The following is a 16713-nucleotide window of genomic DNA, read 5'->3' as shown; positions in this document are numbered from 1 at the left end:
ATTATCTCACACAAATTACGACATCTATATGTCATAGTTTATCGTATAAAAAAAGAATATCTTTTGCGTAATTAATAATCCTTTCTTTTATATGCTCCTGTTCTATAATCTCGACTTCTTTTCCCTGTGACAAAACAACACCTATCCACCATTGTTCCTTCTCTACAATATGAACTTCCATAATAGAACTACCATCATCACAGTTTTTTATAAGCTGTCCGTTTAAATATTCCTTTATTCTGTGTATCGCATTACCCCGGCATCGCATCCGAACTCTTATGGATATGTCCTTTCCCTGATAGGAATTGTCACAATCATTTAAAATATCCTGTGCCGACTTGTGCTCCTTGGAAAATTCATCTTCCGTTATACAAACATCTTCCATCCGAACCAGCTTATAGGTTCTATAATCCTGTTTCGCCGTATTATAAGCCAACATATACCAAGCATACCATTTGTAAATAACCGCTATCGGTTCTACACAATGTTGTCTTGTTTCTCCACCATTATTTGTATATGTAAATCTAACCACTTGCTTATTCTTAACTGCAGACTGTAAAGTTTGAAGCAATTTCTCATCGCCTTCTCTTAATACAGAAAAATCCAAAATCATACCTATATTACTGTTCTTGGATATGGCTGTTATTTTCTCGTAAATATCATCAGCCACCGGATTATTAGTAACCGTTTTTAATCCATTTATAGCAGTTGCAATATAGGCATATTCATCTTTCGATGCAAGTTGGTTATTCATTTTGAAATCACCTAAAATTTCATATCCACCATTTGTACCGGTAAAAGCACAAATCGGAATACCCGCCTGACACAAAGTATCGATATCCCTCTGAATCGTCCGTACAGATACTTCAAAATGCTTTGCCAACTCCGAGGCGGAAGACTTTCCATGATTTAGCAGATATAAAGTAAGTGCGTATAATCTGTCTGTTTTCATTACTACTTTTTCCTATCATATATTTTTCAAGAAATAAGCTACAATGCCAAGAAATTTCTTAGATAGTCCTATGTAGCCAGCTTTATGTTTTCTGAAATAATTAATAACTGAAATGACAAAATATGATATCACTTGAATAGGTAAACTTATAACATAAAACAAAATCAATATAAGTCCCCCAGATACAATCAATTTCAGAAAGAGCATTAATGTATTTGTCTCGTCATTATAATTCATTAAACTCGCGTATGTATTTCCTATTATTGCAAAATCCAGAGGAAGTTCTTGCACTTTCATCCCAGTAATAGTAAAACAGAATCCCAACACGGTGATAATGAAACCTAATGGTAAAAAAGATAATTTAAGAAATTCAATATTGTTGTCCAATATTTTTTCATAATATTGTTCATTTCTTCCACATTTTCTAGCCATTCCGACAAAGTAAAACAATAGATATAAAGCCGATGCTACAATAATACCCATACCATTCTCATTCGGCAATACTAATGCCAACAACGAAATTGCCGTATACGAAAAACAATATGTAAATAATGGTGTTTCATATCGCAAATATAATTCTTTTGGTTGTATTTTTCTCCACAGTTTTACAACTATCGGAATATTCTTGATTTTCGGATATTTTCCACTTATAAAGTGCCCCAGACTTATAAATGAATTGCCAAATATACTATCGTAAACATATCCCGCTATGTATACTACTGAAATTAACATAACGAATAATAAACCAATTAAAAATATCATTATCACTGTTAATGACAACAATTTAATTAATAATTCAAGTAATACATCCATACCTTTTCCTCTGTATCAAAATCATGTTTAATCACTCTTTTTATCAATGAGCTTCTTCTATATCACAAATCTATTTAATCTCCAATAGTTCCTTGGAGTCCGTTTTCCGTCCCGCCAATTCTTCCATTAACAAATTGTCGTTCTGTTATTCTCTCTATTTCAAACGCCACAACACCATACTGCATCTGTTGTTCTTTTGAATAATATTCCTCCATATCTGCTGGATTAGCAGTTGTAAGATTTTCCTCTGTATAACCACATTTTAGCAATGGTAACGCTTGATATAATTCAGTAAAATTCTTAAATATATGTATGCTTTTAACACTTACTACAAGCGGTTCGTCAGTCTTAGTATTGACAAATACTATCTTATCACCTATTTTAATACATTGACGTTTTTCATCATATAATCTAAGTTCATATGTCTTTTCTCCACATAAAATCATACGAAAAGGATTGGGACGTAATTTCATCGTGTGTTTCATATTTGTCTCCTTAATCTAGAACACTCATCAGTTGCTGATACTTTCTCTAAATATACTTTAGCAAATCTGTGTATATCTTTTCAATAATACATTCCGCATCCATTTCACAAGAAATAATTTCTTCCTCAAGAACAGATGAAAAATCTTTTTCCCGCCACCATTGGCGCATATGCTCTTCGCCAAATTCTTGGCTTTTACTCCTTGTTTGATGACGTCTTACGGTTTCCTCAAATGGTATATTAAAATAGTATGAATAAACATTTGCCCCATATAATTCATTAGCCACATTAAATAATGGATTATACCACTCGTCATACATAATTCCTTCTAAAATAACAATGTCACTATGTTCATTTCCATATTTCAAAAGTTCTATCATTAGTGGCAATGCTTTCGTATCTATGCCATCTTTAACCCAAAGCATATTTCTTCTAATTTCATCCTGTGAAATAAGCATTGTATTAAATCCTATCTTTCTTTGTAACGCTCTTGCTACTGTCGTTTTCCCACTACCTGAATTACCTCTAAGTATAACTAATTTTTTCATAGATTCTCCTTATCGTGTCCCATTATTCTCCTAAAGGAATTTTACCGTTCACAATGTCAGCTATGACTTCCACCAAAAATTCATGTTCTCTCTCCAACACCCTCGCTGCTAATGTTTCCAGTGTGTCTCTTTCCAACACGGGTACTGTTGTTTGAGCTACGATTTTGCCGCTATCATATTCTGCATTTACTCTATGAATTGTTACTCCTGTTTCACTTTCTTTTGCCTCAATAACAGCCGTATGCACATTCATTCCAAACATACCTTTACCGCCAAATTTAGGTAGTAATGCCGGATGAATATTAAAAATTCTATTGTTATATCTTTCAAGAACTGATATATGTAACATCCTCATATATCCTGCCAAAAAAATCATATCAACATTATATTTTGACAATACATCTAAAATCTCTGTTGCCAAACTCTCTTCACTTCCTGATTTCTTGGCACTAAGGTGATAGTTTGGGATACCTTCGCCAGCAACTCTTTGTAAAGCCATTGAACTTCCATTGTTACTAATAACAACTGCCACCTTTGCATTAATTTGATTATTCTTACACCCATCCATAATCGCTTGTAAATCACTTCCACCATGGGATGCAAATACTGCTATATTCATAATTGTTTTCTCCATTCTTTGGTTCGATAAAGCTAATGCAGCTACCGTATATATCATAGCATATTACCCACCTTATTTCCTCTGTTTTTTCTCTTACTATTACAGTTATTTTTGCTATAAAAGAGCAGAGGATTACCAAACTTAGTAATCCTCCAAAAACTAACGTGTTCTTCCTCTTTCAATCGACGGAACATTCCCATAATACTGTCCATCCCCCGTCGCTTCAATCTCCGTCCTAACACATTCTTCCTGCCATACCTTGCAAGCCTCCTCATACTTCCGCTTCTCCTCACGCACCGCAAAAAGCTCTGTAAAGAATTCCGCAGCATTAGCATATCCGGCATCCCGAAGCACCTGTGAAAGCTCAGCCTTCATCTTCTCCACCTTTTTATCCAACAGAGTAATCCTCTCCTGCAATTCCCTCCTCTGCTTCTGCTTAAATACTCTGGAACATACAGACAGTTCAATCTCCAGATTGCCCCGCTCCTGTTCAACCGCAAAGATTTCCTTATTCCAACGCTTCAATTCTGCATCCAGCTCCATAATCACTGGATACTTAGACAGCAATAACGGTTCCTTTGGTTTCTTAGGAAGCTGTACCTTTTCCCAAATCTCAACCGCCTGCTCTGGCTCTTCCACCAACACTGGAACTTCTTTCTCTACAACTTTCTCATGAACCACATCCACAATCTTTTTAGCCACTTTAGCTGCTGCAAGTAATACCTTTGATATAAGCAATTCCAATGCCTTAATTGCAAGTCTGATAATATCCCCCAAGAAAGACGGATTATTCCCATATAATTCAATAGAATGCTTGACTTCCTCCGATATCTTTTCTCGCTTCACGCCTAGGATATCCTCCTCGGCAACACCTGAAATCAATGCTCTGTCCACAGTCTGATTCCATCTTGCACGCTCCATATTGTCAGCTTCTATCTCTGCTCCTTTAGGATTGTTTTTACCAATTTTCTTGGTAGCAAGATACATTCCATTCCTATCAAATACCTGAAGTTTATCTTCTTCATTTATGGCACAGACATTAATCAGGTCCGTGTATAAACGCTTTACCTCGTCCAGAAATCCATCAGCCTTAAACAGCTCGTTTTTCGTAGTAAACAGATTCCGCTCATACGCTTCCCCCTTCTTGATAACCTTGCACTTTTTACGGATGTTCCCTGCTTCATCCAAGATTTCCTTCTTGGTACGCCTATGCTTACCTTTCTCGTCATAAAACATATTTCTGGTGGCAATCTTCTCAATAGGTTTATCAAGAAGCTGACGCTCTGCAAATATCAGATGAATGTGGTAATTGGTCTTTCGCTTGTTATGATGCAGTGCTGAGATACATTCCACCTTATAATTCTGCTTAAAATGGTCTGTAAATCGCCTAAGCAAATATTCCGGCTCATAATACACAAAGGATTCCGGCAACGCTATAATCAGTTCCCTTGCCTCAATACACTTTCCCTCAGTCCCACTCTGCCGAAAACTTTCCTGGTTATATTTCGCCAGTTCTCTCCAAAAACTCTGCTCCGAAACCGTAGTATAAGTAGCATACAGATTTTCCTGCTTTGCCTTACTTGATATATAAGTAATTCTGCCAGACACATTGGTCAGCTTATTCATTTGCACAAATGAATTTCTTGGCATTCTAATCATCTCCCTTCTATTGCATAATGTGAGTGGATGCATAGGCATCCGTATACGAACCCACCGCCGTTTCCGGCGTAATAGCCCCCTGCAATGGCGAAATACACAGAGTACAAAACGAAGTATTGTGCGATGGGTGTATTTCGCTCTCAAACGCCGACGGCTGGATAAAAAATCTATCTTTAGCAAATACAGAAAAAGCCACATACCTTCGAAAAGATACATGGCTTCATCAAAGCTAATAGCTGTATTTAATTGGCTACATAATTTGCCGTTTCCGACACCACTTATTCCTACTGCAATTATGGCTACATATTCTTTCACAACTGATGCTACATCGCTTTTATTTACAAAAGCTTTGTAGCCATCTACTATCATTCACCACAAAAACTAAAATCAAGGAACTCGTTAATATCAGGTTCTATCTGATACTTTTTCTCATCCTCCTCAGTGTAATCTCTTTTTTCACATCCATCTCCACCAACCATAGTCTCTTGCCCTTGCTTCGACTCTTGTACGGCTGCTGATACCTGACCTGACATCTGCATTCCTGCTACCATCTGTGGCATTGGCACCTGTTGTTGTACAGGCACCATCCCCTGTAATCCCAACACGGATAAAAGAGACTGCTGTTGCATCATATACATGCCCGCCAACCCCGGCAGATTATCAAGTACCTTTTGCTCTACTGCCTCTACAATTCCTTTTACAAATGTATCCTCCTTCTCCCTCGATTCCAGATAGGGATCTCGTTTGAGAGCAAGATGCCTTGCATAGTAATCATTGATGGCAGCTATAACAAATTCATTCTGAGAGCGGAAGTCCTCCTTCACTTCTTCTGAGTGAAGAATTTGCCATGCTTTTCTTTCCGCTTCTTTTTCCTCATTGAAGCGGAAATTGTGATTCTTTATAGCCATCTAACCACCTACTTTCGATTCTTCTGACGAAGCATCATATAACAGAAGTATTCATACCCCTTGGCATTTGCACAAATATCATGATTATAGGTTGTCCTATCCGGATTGTATTTTCCAAAAATTTCCACCATTTTGGCACCGCCACCCATAACATACAGATTCATCAAATCCTCGTTATACTCGTAATCCCGAAGCTTCTGGAACAATCCCTGTACATACTGTTCAGCAACCTGCTTCATCGCTGATAAATATGCCTCACTTACATCCGCATCGCCATATCTTAAGAAATCATTGATAATTTCATCTGGTAATTTTGTTCCAGTCCTATCCATTATTCGATTCTGAATACGAATAAAGCATTGATTCACACCCAGTTTTTCTGTCCATGACTTGCTTTCAATCGGTCTTCCGTTATTCAGATACATAACATTCATAGTACCGTTGCCAACATCCACCAGCAGATTCATTCCCTTGAAATCCTTCAAATTTTCTGCAACAGCCGCATAGCCCTGTGGCATGACCGTGCAATCCACAATTTCAATCAGATAGTCCACCTTCTTGTATTTCAGTGAAACATATCTTTCTCTGGTCAGATACTTCTTAAAGCTCTCCCTCTGTGCCTGTACCCACTTCAAAGGAAGTCCCACCGCCAGATGAATTCTAGTCTCTGTAAGTCCTCTTGCCTCAAGCTCCTTTGCAATCGCTGCAAGAGTCAGAATATAAGTATCATCATCCTCCTGCTTGTCTGCAACAAAGCCCTTGTGACCTTCACCAATAATATAATAAGAACCATCATATTCGATATACTCCTTACTCAGCACCGGTTCACTGTCACACTTTATAATTCCCGTAGGAAATACTCTGTGGGCGGTTTTCACATTGCCATAACCATTATCCACGCCCAAAATAATAGTTCCGTTCATATTGTATTCTCTAATCTCTCTCATACTAAAATCCTCCAAATTCTAATGATACTGGCGAACAATGTCGCTTAACACGATCTCTTCCGCCATTTGTTTTGCCTGTTCCCGAAGCTTCCACATTTCCATTGTGGAAGCTGAATGCTGTGGCTTATGCTTTGCCAGATACTGACTCACGATTCCTTCCAGCATTTCATAAGCCTCTTCATTTAGCTCAAAAGCTCTGGCACTCAAGGTTCCCATACGAATATGGTGCCTGTACCTTTCTGCATGATTGGATTTCATATAATCTATCCATAACAGACCATATTTTCCAATCCACACATCTGCTTCCTCCGAAACCACAATATTCGGATAAAACACTCCATCCGCCTCTGTATAAGTGCCACCCATTGCTTCATAAGTTGATAATTCTCTGCTCATCGCTACTACCTCCATTCCTTTATCTTGCTCTGCCACGACTGCTGCCAAGGCTTTCCTGCTTGCTGTATTCCTGCTTCTCATACCACTCCTTCAGAAGCTGTTCGATTAAATCCGTCTTCTGCTTTGGTGTATAATCCTCTGGGAAATATTTTGCCAATGCATCTGCACGAAGCTTTATCTGCTCCCGCTGATTGGGCTTTTCTTCCTCCAAAACCATACAAATCGCATCCATATCCAAGGTTCCGTGCTGGCTCATTACCTTCAAGCGACACGCCTGTGATAAGCATGGTGTACACTGTTCCAAATCCATAATGGCATGAAGCTCGTACTGCTCCTCTTCCTTCAGATAAGATAGCTCCACAGCCACCGTAAAAGCAATCTTTCCTTCGTTCACCATATCCAGAATCTTAGGAATAAGATTGGTCAGGCGGATATAGCGGGCAATCTGCCTCTGACTTTCTCCCAGCTGCATTGCAAGCTGTTTATTAGAATCAATAGGCATTTGTTCAACTTCTTCGTTCGTCACTTGCCATCTGCCGTTCTCATCATATCCGCATCCCACCTTTGCAAGAGACAACGTTGGATTTTCTACGGACTTTTTGCCAACTTGGCAAGAAGTTAAATCCGTCCTCCTCCCCTGCTGTTTCATTGCCTCCAGCTTCATCTTGTAAGCAAATGCCTTTTCGCTTGGCTTAATATGCTCTCTCTGCAAATTACTATCTACCATAGCAATCACAGCCTCATTATCATCCATTTCCACAACCATTACCGACACTTCCGAAAGCCCTGCCCATTTACAGGCAGCCTTCCTACGATGCCCTGCAATAATCTCATACCCATCTCCATACGGATTAGCACGAACAATTAATGGAACTAGTACTCCCTTATCCTCAATGCTCTTTGCAAGTTCAAACAACGCAGTGTCTTCCACAACATGGAAAGGATGTTCCTTAAAGTCGTGTAAATCACTGATTTTGACGTTTCCCAACCTGACACCATGGTCGTCACCCCATGATGGATACATTTCCTTTATTTCTTTCATTCTCGCATTCCTCCATTCTGAAATCTTAGATATGAAAGCTGACAAAAGAAAGAAGACCGCATGCTTTCACATCCAAAGATGTTGAAAACAAGCGGTCTTGCGACTCTTTTAATATTTAGTTGTTGATGAAAATAATCTCCGAAATAACCTTAAATATTAACTGTAGATTTTTGTGTCCACTCATACCAGTTCCATAACTACTGAAACTTTAATCTCGTGAGAAATCTCCTTTTTACGTCCGATTCCGCCGGTATGATTAAATCTAAAAACCTGTGAAAAGTGCGTAAATTCAAGGATTTCTACATATCCACCCTTTGTAGACATGCGACGGTCTCAACATGCACCGTTCCCGGAAACATATCAACACAGCAGACCTTTTCTACACGGTATCCATATTTTGCAAACTCTACCAGATCCCGCGCAAGAGAAGTCGGCTTGCAGGAGATGTAAAGCATTTTTTCACACCTATATAAATCAACTATCTTCGGCAGAGCCTTCGGATGGATTCCTTCGCGCGGTGGATCAAGAACGATGAAGTCCGGTTTTTCTTCGATTTCATCGATCACCTTCAGCACGTCTCCGGCGAGGAAACTGCAGTTGGTAAGGCCGTTTGCCTCTGCGTTCTCTTTTGCAGCTGTAACAGCTTCTTCCACGATTTCCACGCCGATCACTTCTTTTGCGACCGGTGCAAGGATCTGGGCGATGGTTCCGGTTCCGCTGTAGAGGTCGAAGATCGTGCGGTCTTTCGTCTCGCCGACGAACTCGCGGGCGGTGCTGTAGAGAACTTCCGCGCCAAGGGAATTGGTCTGGAAGAAGGAGAACGGGGTGATCTTGAATTTCAGTCCGAGGAGTTCTTCATAGAAGTAGTCCTGTCCGTAGAGCACTTTTGTCTCATCGCTCTTTACAATATCTGCCAGGGAATCATTTATGATATGGAGGAATCCGACAACCTTTCCTTCCAGCGGCAGACCAAGCACTTCCTGCACAAGCGGCATCAGATCCCATTCTTCCTGGCTTGTGGTGACGAGATTTACCAGGATTTCTCCGGTATTCTCGGCTCTTCGCACCAGCAGGTGGCGCAGGTAACCCTCGTGGCTTATCTTGTGGTAGTAACTTGCGTTCCGCTCTTTAAAGTACGCCAGCACGCAGGTCAGAATCTTTGTGAAATCCTCATGTACGATTTTGCAGTCGCACGCGGTCAGGACATCGTAGGTGCTTCCCTTTTTATGAAGTCCGAGAGACAACGGGCCGTCCTTGTATTCATCGCCGAAGGAAAACTCCATTTTATTCCGGTATGCAAACTCCTTCGGACTTCCCTTGATTCCAAGGAACGGATAATCGGCCTCCCCCGCCTCATTGACCTGGCCGGCCTCCACGAGGGCATCGTCGAGCAGTTTTTTCACCTGACCGGCCTTCATTGCAAGCTGATCCTCATAACTCATCGTCTGGTACATGCATCCGCCGCAGGACGGGAAAATACTGCAGACCGGATCGCGCTTTTCCATCGGGGATTTTTCTGTTACTTCGAGCAGGCGGCCCTCCATGCGGTTCTTTCTTTTTTTGTTGATCTGAAAGCGGATCTTCTGTCCCGGAATTGCATTTTTCACGGTAACCGTCTCGCCCTCCACATGTACACGTCCTTTATTCGGGAAATCGATTCTTTCCACGACTCCCTCGTAAATTTCTCCTTTTTTCATTCTCTTCTCCTTCTATGTCAAACTGATTTCCGGACAGAAAAACTCCGGTACCACGTTCCGGCACCGGAGTTTCTTTTTTCCATCCTACTTATCTTCGTCTTCATCCTCGAAGTAATCGTCGAAATCGTCATCGAAATCATCTTCGAAGTCTTCCAGATAATCCGGAGTTACAAACCGGTATACTGCGTATGCGATTCCTGCAACTGCCGCTACCGCTCCGACAATGGCAAGGACCCATAAAATCACGTTTTTCGGTTTTTCGCTCTCACGTTCTCTCTGTTTTAAAAGCTCTAATACTTCATCAATCTTATTCATACTGTCCACCAACCTTTGCTTTAGATTAGAAACTTAACTTAACGATAGTATACCATACGAGCCGCAATTTTACCACAATTTCCGCTCTTTTTTATAAATCTTTTCGTTTCAACTTACAGTCGGTATTTTCACGGAGTCTGACATGTCGAGAATAGTTCGACTGTGACTTTCCTCATGTCAGTGGAGGATACCGATTTCTCTCCGCCTACCACTGCCGTTATGTTTCTTTTAACAATTCATCCCACCGCTTTAGAAGCGGGGGACTTCTTGTCTACTGGTGTTAAAATTCAGAATCCGCCGGCAGTTCCCGCAGAATCTTGTGGAACTGACCGCCGCAGCGCTCCATTTCTCCTAACACCTGGTCGATCCATTCACCCTTTGTATGCCAGTTTTCTCTGGTGAACTCAATATCCGAAGGACAGACAAAAAACTCTGTCTCCGGGTAGACAAGCTGGTAATACAGAATACACCGTCTCGCATGGAGATTCCGGCAGCAGAGGATCGCTTTTTTTACCTCGATGCCCGCCGCATCTGTCACTTCCCGTGACCGCAGTGCATTTTCATACGTATACGTCGCCTGGTCTTCGCGCAGAATCGCTTTCTCCGGCACGCCGTTTTTCTGCAGTACCGTCCGCAGAAACTCCCACTCGGTTTCATAGTTCCCGCCGTACTGCTCCGCAAGATCCTGTACACCGGCGAAATGTCCGAGCACAGTACTGTATCTTCCCGACGGAAGCACATACGGCGCAAATCCTTCTTTCCAGAGTTCTGCCGCGTGCGCCGCCATCTGCGGATATCCGTTTCCCGGCACAAAAATCACATCGGCTTTCTGCGGCTCATCCTTCACGAAAATATAGTCCGTAAAGTAGTTTAAAAACTTCTCATACATGAAATGTTACCACTCTTTAAAGTCCATGAGGCACTCTACGACATATGCCATATCCTGTTCAGACAGGCTGTAGAACATCGGCAGACGCATCAGGCGCTCGCTCTCTTTTGTTGTGTATTTGTCCTCTCCGTGGAAAACACCGAACTTCTGTCCGGCCGGGGAGGTATGGAGCGGAACGTAATGGAAGACACACATCACACCGCGCTCTTTCATATAGTTGATCAGTTTTGTACGCACTTCCAGATTTCTTGCCTTGATGAAGTACATATGTGCATTATGTACACAGCCTTCCGGCACAACCGGCTGCTCGATCTTTCCAGCCTCAGCCAGCGGACGGAGCTGCTCATGGTAATAGTTGTAGATGGCCATCCGCTTTCTGTCGATTTTCTCATGTTCCTCGAGTTCTGCAAGCAGGTAAGCCGCATTCATATCGCTCGGCAGATAGGAGGAACCGTAGTCGATCCAGGTATATTTGTCGATCTGTCCGCGGAAAAACTTGCTGCGGTTCGTTCCCTTTTCACGAAGGATCTCTGCTTTTTCCAGATAATTCTCATCCTGGAACAGCAGCGCGCCGCCCTCTCCCATCGTATAGTTTTTCGTCTCATGGAAGCTGTAGCAGCCAAAATCGCCGATCGTTCCAAGGGCTTTTCCCTTGTAGTACGCGCTCACGCCCTGTGCCGCATCCTCTACAACCTTCAGGTTATGGCGTTTTGCAATATCCATGATGGTATCCATTTCACAGGCAACGCCCGCATAGTGAACCGGAACAATCGCTTTTGTTTTTTCGGTGATAGCATCCTCAATCTTGGTCTCGTCGATGTTCATCGTATCCGGACGGATATCCACGTAGACGATTTTTGCTCCGCGCAGAACAAAGGCATCTGCAGTGGAAACAAACGTGTAGGACGGCATGATCACTTCGTCGCCCGGCCGAATCTCAGACAGGTAAGCTGCCATTTCCAGTGCATGGGTGCAGGATGTCGTAAGCATCGCATGTTTTACGTTGAAATTGTCCTGCATCCAGGCAGAACATTTCTTCGTAAAAGGACCGTCGCCGCACAGCTTGTTGTTTTCCTCTGCCGCCTGGCGGATGTATTCCAGTTCTGTTCCAATAAAAGGTGGTTTATTAAACTCTATCATTGTTTTTTCCTTATCTTTCTTCTATCCATTACTGTTTTATTTACTTTCAGAGCCCAAAACAAGCTCTTAGGTAGTCTTATTTTCTCACAAATCCCTGTGGATTTCAAGACACGATTTTGACATGACAGCCATATCATCATACTGTCCATAAAGCCAAAAGAACCCTTGATTTCTCAAGGGTTCCATAAGTAGCGAGAGGGGGATTCGAACCCTCGACACCGCGGGTATGAACCGCGTGCTCTAGCCAACTGAGCTATCTCGCCATATTCATTTTCAACACCGTTTTTCATAAAATATGGGGCCTATAGGGCTCGAACCTATGACCCTCTGCTTGTAAGGCAGATGCTCTCCCAGCTGAGCTAAGACCCCACATCAGTGTTTTGTCTGTCGGCTTTTTATCTGTATCACCAACCGACTTCGTTAGTATAGCATTCCACCCGCCAAATGTCAACACTAATTTTCAAATTTTTTCGATTTTTTTCAACTTTTTCTCCCGCCACTCTTTCAGGTACTGCTCCTGTTCAAGATCTTCCCGTTCTTTCTCCCATCCTGCCGCCCGGCAGAGCGTCCATGCAAGCAGAAGAAATACGGCAAAAATCCCCGCCAGACAAACGATTCCCATCTTTTCTGACCGCCTTTCCTGTTCTGATTCTGCTAAAAACCAAAGGATCTCCTTACTATTGTATCCGGAACGGCGGCGCTTTATTCCCTTTTCAGAATAAAAAGACAAAGCCGCCAGATTTCCCTTTCACCGGGATTCTGGCGGCTCCATTTTACTCAAAATTAAAGTTCACATTCACGTTACGCTTCGTCAATCGCTTTTCCAATATCATGGCGGTAATATTTATTGTCAAAGTCAACCCAGTCAACAGCCTTATATGCATTCGCACGTGCATCTTTCAGGGTATCGCCAAGTGCTGTCACGCCGAGGACACGGCCTCCGTTTGTCACGATCTCGCCGTCTTTGAACTTCGTTCCTGCATGGAAGCAGTAATAGCCCTCATGCTCTTTGAACGTCTCGAGTCCGCGGATCGGGAATCCTTTTTCGTAGGAAACCGGATAACCGTTCGAAGCCAGTACGATGCAGACACACGCATTATCTGCAAACTGCAGGTCGATCTGGTCGAGAGTTCCGTCGATGCAGGCTTCAAATACATCAATGATGTCTGTCTTCATACGAGGAAGCACAACCTGTGCCTCCGGATCGCCGAAGCGGGCATTGTACTCGAGCACCTTCGGTCCGTCCGGTGTCAGCATCAGTCCGAAGAAGATAACTCCCTTAAACGGTCTTCCCTCGGCTGCCATCGCATCTACGGTCGGCTGATAGATATATTTCTTACAGAACTTATCCACTTCTTCGGTATAAAACGGACTCGGGGAGAAGTTGCCCATACCGCCGGTGTTCAGGCCGGTGTCGCCGTCTCCTGCTCTCTTGTGATCCTGTGCAGAACTCATCGTCTTGATCGTCTTTCCATCCACAAAGGAGAGAACGGAAACCTCACGCCCCGTCATAAACTCCTCGATGACCATCTCGTTTCCGGCACTGCCGAATTTCTTGTCGAGCATGATCGTCTTGACGCCCTCTTTTGCTTCCTCTAAGGTATTGCAGATCAGAACGCCTTTTCCAAGAGCCAGACCGTCGGCTTTCAGCACGATCGGGAATTTTGCAGTCTCGAGATATTTCTCTGCCGCTTCTGGATCGGAGAATGTCTCGTATGCCGCCGTCGGGATATGGTATTTTTTCATCAGGTCTTTGGAGAACGCTTTCGATCCTTCCAGGATTGCCGCATTCTTTCTTGGTCCGAATACGCGCAGTCCCTCTGCCTCAAACGCATCGACAACACCGCCGACCAGCGGATCATCCATGCCGATGACGGTCAGGTCAATCTCTTTTTCTTTCGCAAAAGCAACAAGCTTGTCAAACTCCATCGCTGCAATATCGACACACTCTGCGTACTCCGCAATTCCTGCGTTTCCAGGAGCGCAGTAAATCTTGTCTACCTTCGGGCTCTGCGCCACCTTCCAGGCAATCGCATGCTCTCTTCCGCCGCTTCCTACAATCAGTACTTTCATCGCTCTTACTCCTTTATCTTTACGTGTCCGTCTTCTACCGTTACTTTTCCGTTTGCAATCAGATCAATCGCACGCGGCATGATGACCCACTCGGCCTCTTCCATGACGCGCTGCTGCAGTGCCTTCGGTGTATCGCCCTCGTGCACTTCGACTGCCTTCTGCAAAATAATCGGGCCGGTGTCTGTTCCGCCGTCCACAAAATGAACCGTCGCTCCCGTCACTTTGACGCCGCGGGATAATACGCCCTCGTGCACTTTCAGTCCGTAATAGCCCGTTCCGCAGAACGACGGAATGAGGGACGGATGAATGTTGATGATCTTATTCGGATAAGCATCCACAATGCTCTGCGGGATCACAACCAGGCATCCTGCGAGCACAACGAGATCGACGTTGTACGACTGCAGTTTCGCCAGCAGTGCCTCGTTGAATGCTTCTCTCGATGCAAAGGTCTTCGGGGAAAGGCATACCGCATCAATCTCCTTCTTTTTCGCACGCTCCAGCGCATACGCTCCTGCATTGTTGCTGATGACAACAGAAACCTCCGCGTTTGTGATGATTCCCTCGTCAATCGCATCCAGAATCGCCTGCAGGTTCGTGCCGCCGCCGGAGACGAGAACTGCTAATCTTAGCATAACTGTACTCCTTTTTCTCCGTTTTCAATGTGGCCGATCACATATGGCGTATCTCCTGTGGAACGGATGGCTTTCATCGCTGCGTCTACATCTTCCGGATCAACAGCCAGTACCATACCGATACCCATGTTGAAGGTGTTGTACATCATCTGCTCGTCGATATTGCCTTTCTTTGCCATCAGATCAAAGATCGGCGGTACGGTGTAGCTGTCTTTCTGTACAACGGCTACGGTGTTGTCTTTGAGCATACGCGGAATGTTCTCGTAGAAGCCGCCTCCGGTGATGTGGCTGCATGCTTTTACGGTTACACCGGCATCTTTGATGGCACGGAGTGCTTTTACGTAGATACGGGTCGGTGCAAGCAGGGTCTCGCCGAGGGTTGCGCCGAGCTCATCATAGTATGTATTTAAAGAATCTTTTGTCATATCGAAAACTTTACGGACAAGAGAAAATCCGTTGCTGTGAACGCCGGTGGAAGCCATGCCGATCAGTACGTCTCCGGCTGCCAGATTTTCACCGGTAATCATGTCTTTCTTGTCACATACGCCGACAGCAAAACCTGCCAGATCGTACTCATCCTCCGGCATCAGGCCCGGATGCTCTGCGGTCTCACCACCGATCAGTGCTGCATCGGACTGCAGACAGCCTTCTGCAACGCCTTTTACGATCGAAGCGATCTTCTCCGGATAGTTCTTTCCGCATGCGATGTAGTCGAGGAAGAACAGCGGTTCTCCGCCGGCACATGCGATATCATTCACACACATGGCAACGGCATCAATGCCGATGGTGTCGTGTTTATCAAGAATCATGGCGAGCTTCACCTTGGTTCCGCATCCGTCTGTACCGGAAAGCAGCACCGGCTCTTCCATTTCTTTGATTTTTGCCAGGGAAAAAGCGCCGGAAAAACCGCCAAGGCCGCCTAATACCTCCGGGCGCATGGTTTTCTTTACATGCTCTTTCATTAATTCTACTGATTTGTATCCAGCTTCAATATCTACTCCTGCGTTCTTGTAATCCATGGTGAACCTCCCTTGTCCTTTGTTTTTATTTACTGTAGTTACGGTATCCTGTTTCCTGCAGTTTTGCGTCTTTTGCCTCAACCTGCTCTTTCATTTCCTGTGTATATGCTTTCAGTTTTGCAAGCAGTTCCGGATCGGAAGTTGCAAGAATCTTTGCTGCCAGGATTCCGGCATTGGCACCGCCATTGATGGCAACGGTTGCTACCGGAATGCCGCTCGGCATCTGTACGATGGAGTACAGGGAATCACGACCTCCAAGCGATGTGGTATGCATCGGAATTCCGATGACCGGCATTGGGAAAATAGCTGCGCACATACCCGGCAGATGAGCTGCCATACCTGCGCCTGCAATGATAACCTTGAAGCCTTTCTCCTCTGCGGTTTTTGCATATTCGAAAAATACATCCGGCTCGCGGTGTGCAGAGATGATTTTCATCTCGTACTCAATTCCAAATTTTTCCAGCATGTCGGCTGCTTTGCTCATTACCGGCATATCAGAGTCGCTGCCCATCACAATTCCTACTTTAGCCATGTTGTTCTCCTTTTCTGATTAACTGTTCTAAGCGTTATTCATTAGTTA

The 16713-nt window shown here is 43.7% G+C and carries 19 protein-coding genes and 2 tRNA genes; all 21 read right to left on the bottom strand.

From position 1 onward, the window contains the following. Nucleotides 1–31: 31 nt before the first annotated feature. The 21 genes from DWW13_RS10445 to purE all read right to left on the bottom strand — a co-directional run bounded on the left by DWW13_RS10445 (nucleotide 32) and on the right by purE (nucleotide 16665). Entirely contained in the window at nucleotides 32–952 is a 921-nt protein-coding gene (locus tag DWW13_RS10445; protein WP_118660768.1) for a helix-turn-helix transcriptional regulator, read from the bottom strand. 15 nt (nucleotides 953–967) lie between these two features. Then, the gene (locus DWW13_RS10440; protein WP_118697665.1) at nucleotides 968–1765 is read right to left on the bottom strand and encodes a hypothetical protein; all 798 of its coding nucleotides are present in this window, start codon (nucleotides 1763–1765) and stop codon (nucleotides 968–970) included. A 74-nt stretch (nucleotides 1766–1839) separates the two neighbouring features. Beyond that, on the bottom strand, nucleotides 1840–2250 hold the full coding sequence (locus DWW13_RS10435) for an ASCH domain-containing protein (RefSeq protein ID WP_118660764.1): 411 nt from the start codon (nucleotides 2248–2250) through the stop codon (nucleotides 1840–1842). 46 nt (nucleotides 2251–2296) lie between these two features. Further along, on the bottom strand, nucleotides 2297–2797 hold the full coding sequence (locus DWW13_RS10430; RefSeq protein WP_118660762.1) for a kinase: 501 nt from the start codon (nucleotides 2795–2797) through the stop codon (nucleotides 2297–2299). Nucleotides 2798–2819: 22 nt separating this feature from the next. Further along, the gene (gene purN / locus DWW13_RS10425; RefSeq protein WP_118660796.1) at nucleotides 2820–3416 is read right to left on the bottom strand and encodes a phosphoribosylglycinamide formyltransferase; all 597 of its coding nucleotides are present in this window, start codon (nucleotides 3414–3416) and stop codon (nucleotides 2820–2822) included. 159 nt (nucleotides 3417–3575) lie between these two features. Beyond that, a complete protein-coding gene (locus tag DWW13_RS10420) occupies nucleotides 3576–5444 on the bottom strand; it encodes a MobA/MobL family protein (protein WP_226906869.1) in 1869 nt (622 codons plus the stop codon). Next, entirely contained in the window at nucleotides 5441–5983 is a 543-nt protein-coding gene (locus DWW13_RS19030; RefSeq protein ID WP_173815382.1) for a hypothetical protein, read from the bottom strand. Before DWW13_RS19030 ends, DWW13_RS10420 begins: the two co-directional genes overlap by 4 nt. An 8-nt stretch (nucleotides 5984–5991) precedes the next feature. Further along, nucleotides 5992–6930, bottom strand: coding sequence for a ParM/StbA family protein (locus tag DWW13_RS10410; RefSeq protein WP_118660758.1), 939 nt, complete (start codon nucleotides 6928–6930; stop codon nucleotides 5992–5994). Nucleotides 6931–6948: 18 nt separating this feature from the next. Continuing rightward, nucleotides 6949–7326 (bottom strand): TnpV protein, encoded by a 378-nt coding sequence (locus DWW13_RS10405; RefSeq protein ID WP_158579614.1) that lies wholly within the window; start codon nucleotides 7324–7326, stop codon nucleotides 6949–6951. 19 nt (nucleotides 7327–7345) lie between these two features. Further along, complete coding sequence (locus DWW13_RS10400; RefSeq protein ID WP_226906385.1) at nucleotides 7346–8368, bottom strand: ParB/RepB/Spo0J family partition protein; 1023 nt, start codon at nucleotides 8366–8368, stop codon at nucleotides 7346–7348. Between the two features lie 299 nt (nucleotides 8369–8667). Continuing rightward, nucleotides 8668–10065, bottom strand: coding sequence for a 23S rRNA (uracil(1939)-C(5))-methyltransferase RlmD (gene rlmD / locus DWW13_RS10395; RefSeq protein ID WP_118720039.1), 1398 nt, complete (start codon nucleotides 10063–10065; stop codon nucleotides 8668–8670). 84 nt (nucleotides 10066–10149) lie between these two features. Then, nucleotides 10150–10380 carry a hypothetical protein gene (locus DWW13_RS10390; RefSeq protein ID WP_055227097.1) on the bottom strand — a complete coding sequence of 77 codons (231 nt, stop codon included), beginning with the start codon at nucleotides 10378–10380 and terminating at the stop codon, nucleotides 10150–10152. Nucleotides 10381–10660: 280 nt separating this feature from the next. Continuing rightward, nucleotides 10661–11269, bottom strand: a complete 609-nt coding sequence (locus DWW13_RS10385) for a YdcF family protein (RefSeq protein ID WP_118595604.1) — start codon at nucleotides 11267–11269, stop codon at nucleotides 10661–10663. Between the two features lie 6 nt (nucleotides 11270–11275). After that, nucleotides 11276–12409 carry a dTDP-4-amino-4,6-dideoxygalactose transaminase gene (rffA, locus tag DWW13_RS10380; RefSeq protein WP_117760542.1) on the bottom strand — a complete coding sequence of 378 codons (1134 nt, stop codon included), beginning with the start codon at nucleotides 12407–12409 and terminating at the stop codon, nucleotides 11276–11278. A gap of 189 nt (nucleotides 12410–12598) precedes the next feature. Continuing rightward, nucleotides 12599–12672, bottom strand: a tRNA-Met gene (locus DWW13_RS10375). A gap of 33 nt (nucleotides 12673–12705) precedes the next feature. After that, nucleotides 12706–12778, bottom strand: a tRNA-Val gene (locus DWW13_RS10370). Between the two features lie 91 nt (nucleotides 12779–12869). Then, nucleotides 12870–13031, bottom strand: coding sequence for a hypothetical protein (locus tag DWW13_RS18845; protein ID WP_022462017.1), 162 nt, complete (start codon nucleotides 13029–13031; stop codon nucleotides 12870–12872). A 179-nt stretch (nucleotides 13032–13210) separates the two neighbouring features. Beyond that, entirely contained in the window at nucleotides 13211–14482 is a 1272-nt protein-coding gene (gene purD, locus DWW13_RS10360; RefSeq protein WP_118601426.1) for a phosphoribosylamine--glycine ligase, read from the bottom strand. A 5-nt stretch (nucleotides 14483–14487) separates the two neighbouring features. Then, the gene (gene purN / locus DWW13_RS10355) at nucleotides 14488–15114 is read right to left on the bottom strand and encodes a phosphoribosylglycinamide formyltransferase (RefSeq protein ID WP_055221251.1); all 627 of its coding nucleotides are present in this window, start codon (nucleotides 15112–15114) and stop codon (nucleotides 14488–14490) included. Beyond that, nucleotides 15108–16133, bottom strand: a complete 1026-nt coding sequence (gene purM / locus DWW13_RS10350) for a phosphoribosylformylglycinamidine cyclo-ligase (protein WP_055221253.1) — start codon at nucleotides 16131–16133, stop codon at nucleotides 15108–15110. The genes purN (DWW13_RS10355) and purM overlap by 7 nt, the downstream gene beginning before the upstream one ends. A 25-nt stretch (nucleotides 16134–16158) precedes the next feature. After that, nucleotides 16159–16665 (bottom strand): 5-(carboxyamino)imidazole ribonucleotide mutase, encoded by a 507-nt coding sequence (purE, locus tag DWW13_RS10345; RefSeq protein WP_022462013.1) that lies wholly within the window; start codon nucleotides 16663–16665, stop codon nucleotides 16159–16161. Nucleotides 16666–16713 lie beyond the last annotated feature (48 nt).

The sequence above is a fragment of the Blautia sp. AF14-40 genome, assembly GCF_003479665.1.
Classification (GTDB): domain Bacteria; phylum Bacillota; class Clostridia; order Lachnospirales; family Lachnospiraceae; genus Fusicatenibacter; species Fusicatenibacter saccharivorans.
Note: the sequence above shows the minus strand (reverse complement) of the source record. Positions and strands in the feature narration are given on the sequence as shown.

Coding starts and splice junctions, on each gene's coding strand:
- purD (WP_118601426.1), bottom strand. CDS start 14,482: ATGAAAGTACTGATTGTAGGAAGCGGCGGAAGAGAGCATGCGATTGCC.
- DWW13_RS10420 (WP_226906869.1), bottom strand. CDS start 5,444: ATGATAGTAGATGGCTACAAAGCTTTTGTAAATAAAAGCGATGTAGCA.
- DWW13_RS10430 (WP_118660762.1), bottom strand. CDS start 2,797: ATGAAAAAATTAGTTATACTTAGAGGTAATTCAGGTAGTGGGAAAACG.
- DWW13_RS18845 (WP_022462017.1), bottom strand. CDS start 13,031: ATGGGAATCGTTTGTCTGGCGGGGATTTTTGCCGTATTTCTTCTGCTT.
- DWW13_RS10440 (WP_118697665.1), bottom strand. CDS start 1,765: ATGGATGTATTACTTGAATTATTAATTAAATTGTTGTCATTAACAGTG.
- rlmD (WP_118720039.1), bottom strand. CDS start 10,065: ATGAAAAAAGGAGAAATTTACGAGGGAGTCGTGGAAAGAATCGATTTC.
- DWW13_RS19030 (WP_173815382.1), bottom strand. CDS start 5,983: ATGGCTATAAAGAATCACAATTTCCGCTTCAATGAGGAAAAAGAAGCG.
- purN (WP_118660796.1), bottom strand. CDS start 3,416: ATGAATATAGCAGTATTTGCATCCCATGGTGGAAGTGATTTACAAGCG.
- DWW13_RS10445 (WP_118660768.1), bottom strand. CDS start 952: ATGAAAACAGACAGATTATACGCACTTACTTTATATCTGCTAAATCAT.
- DWW13_RS10405 (WP_158579614.1), bottom strand. CDS start 7,326: ATGAGCAGAGAATTATCAACTTATGAAGCAATGGGTGGCACTTATACA.
- purE (WP_022462013.1), bottom strand. CDS start 16,665: ATGGCTAAAGTAGGAATTGTGATGGGCAGCGACTCTGATATGCCGGTA.
- DWW13_RS10400 (WP_226906385.1), bottom strand. CDS start 8,368: ATGAAAGAAATAAAGGAAATGTATCCATCATGGGGTGACGACCATGGT.
- DWW13_RS10390 (WP_055227097.1), bottom strand. CDS start 10,380: ATGAATAAGATTGATGAAGTATTAGAGCTTTTAAAACAGAGAGAACGT.
- DWW13_RS10385 (WP_118595604.1), bottom strand. CDS start 11,269: ATGTATGAGAAGTTTTTAAACTACTTTACGGACTATATTTTCGTGAAG.
- DWW13_RS10435 (WP_118660764.1), bottom strand. CDS start 2,250: ATGAAACACACGATGAAATTACGTCCCAATCCTTTTCGTATGATTTTA.
- purN (WP_055221251.1), bottom strand. CDS start 15,114: ATGCTAAGATTAGCAGTTCTCGTCTCCGGCGGCGGCACGAACCTGCAG.
- purM (WP_055221253.1), bottom strand. CDS start 16,133: ATGGATTACAAGAACGCAGGAGTAGATATTGAAGCTGGATACAAATCA.
- rffA (WP_117760542.1), bottom strand. CDS start 12,409: ATGATAGAGTTTAATAAACCACCTTTTATTGGAACAGAACTGGAATAC.
- DWW13_RS10410 (WP_118660758.1), bottom strand. CDS start 6,930: ATGAGAGAGATTAGAGAATACAATATGAACGGAACTATTATTTTGGGC.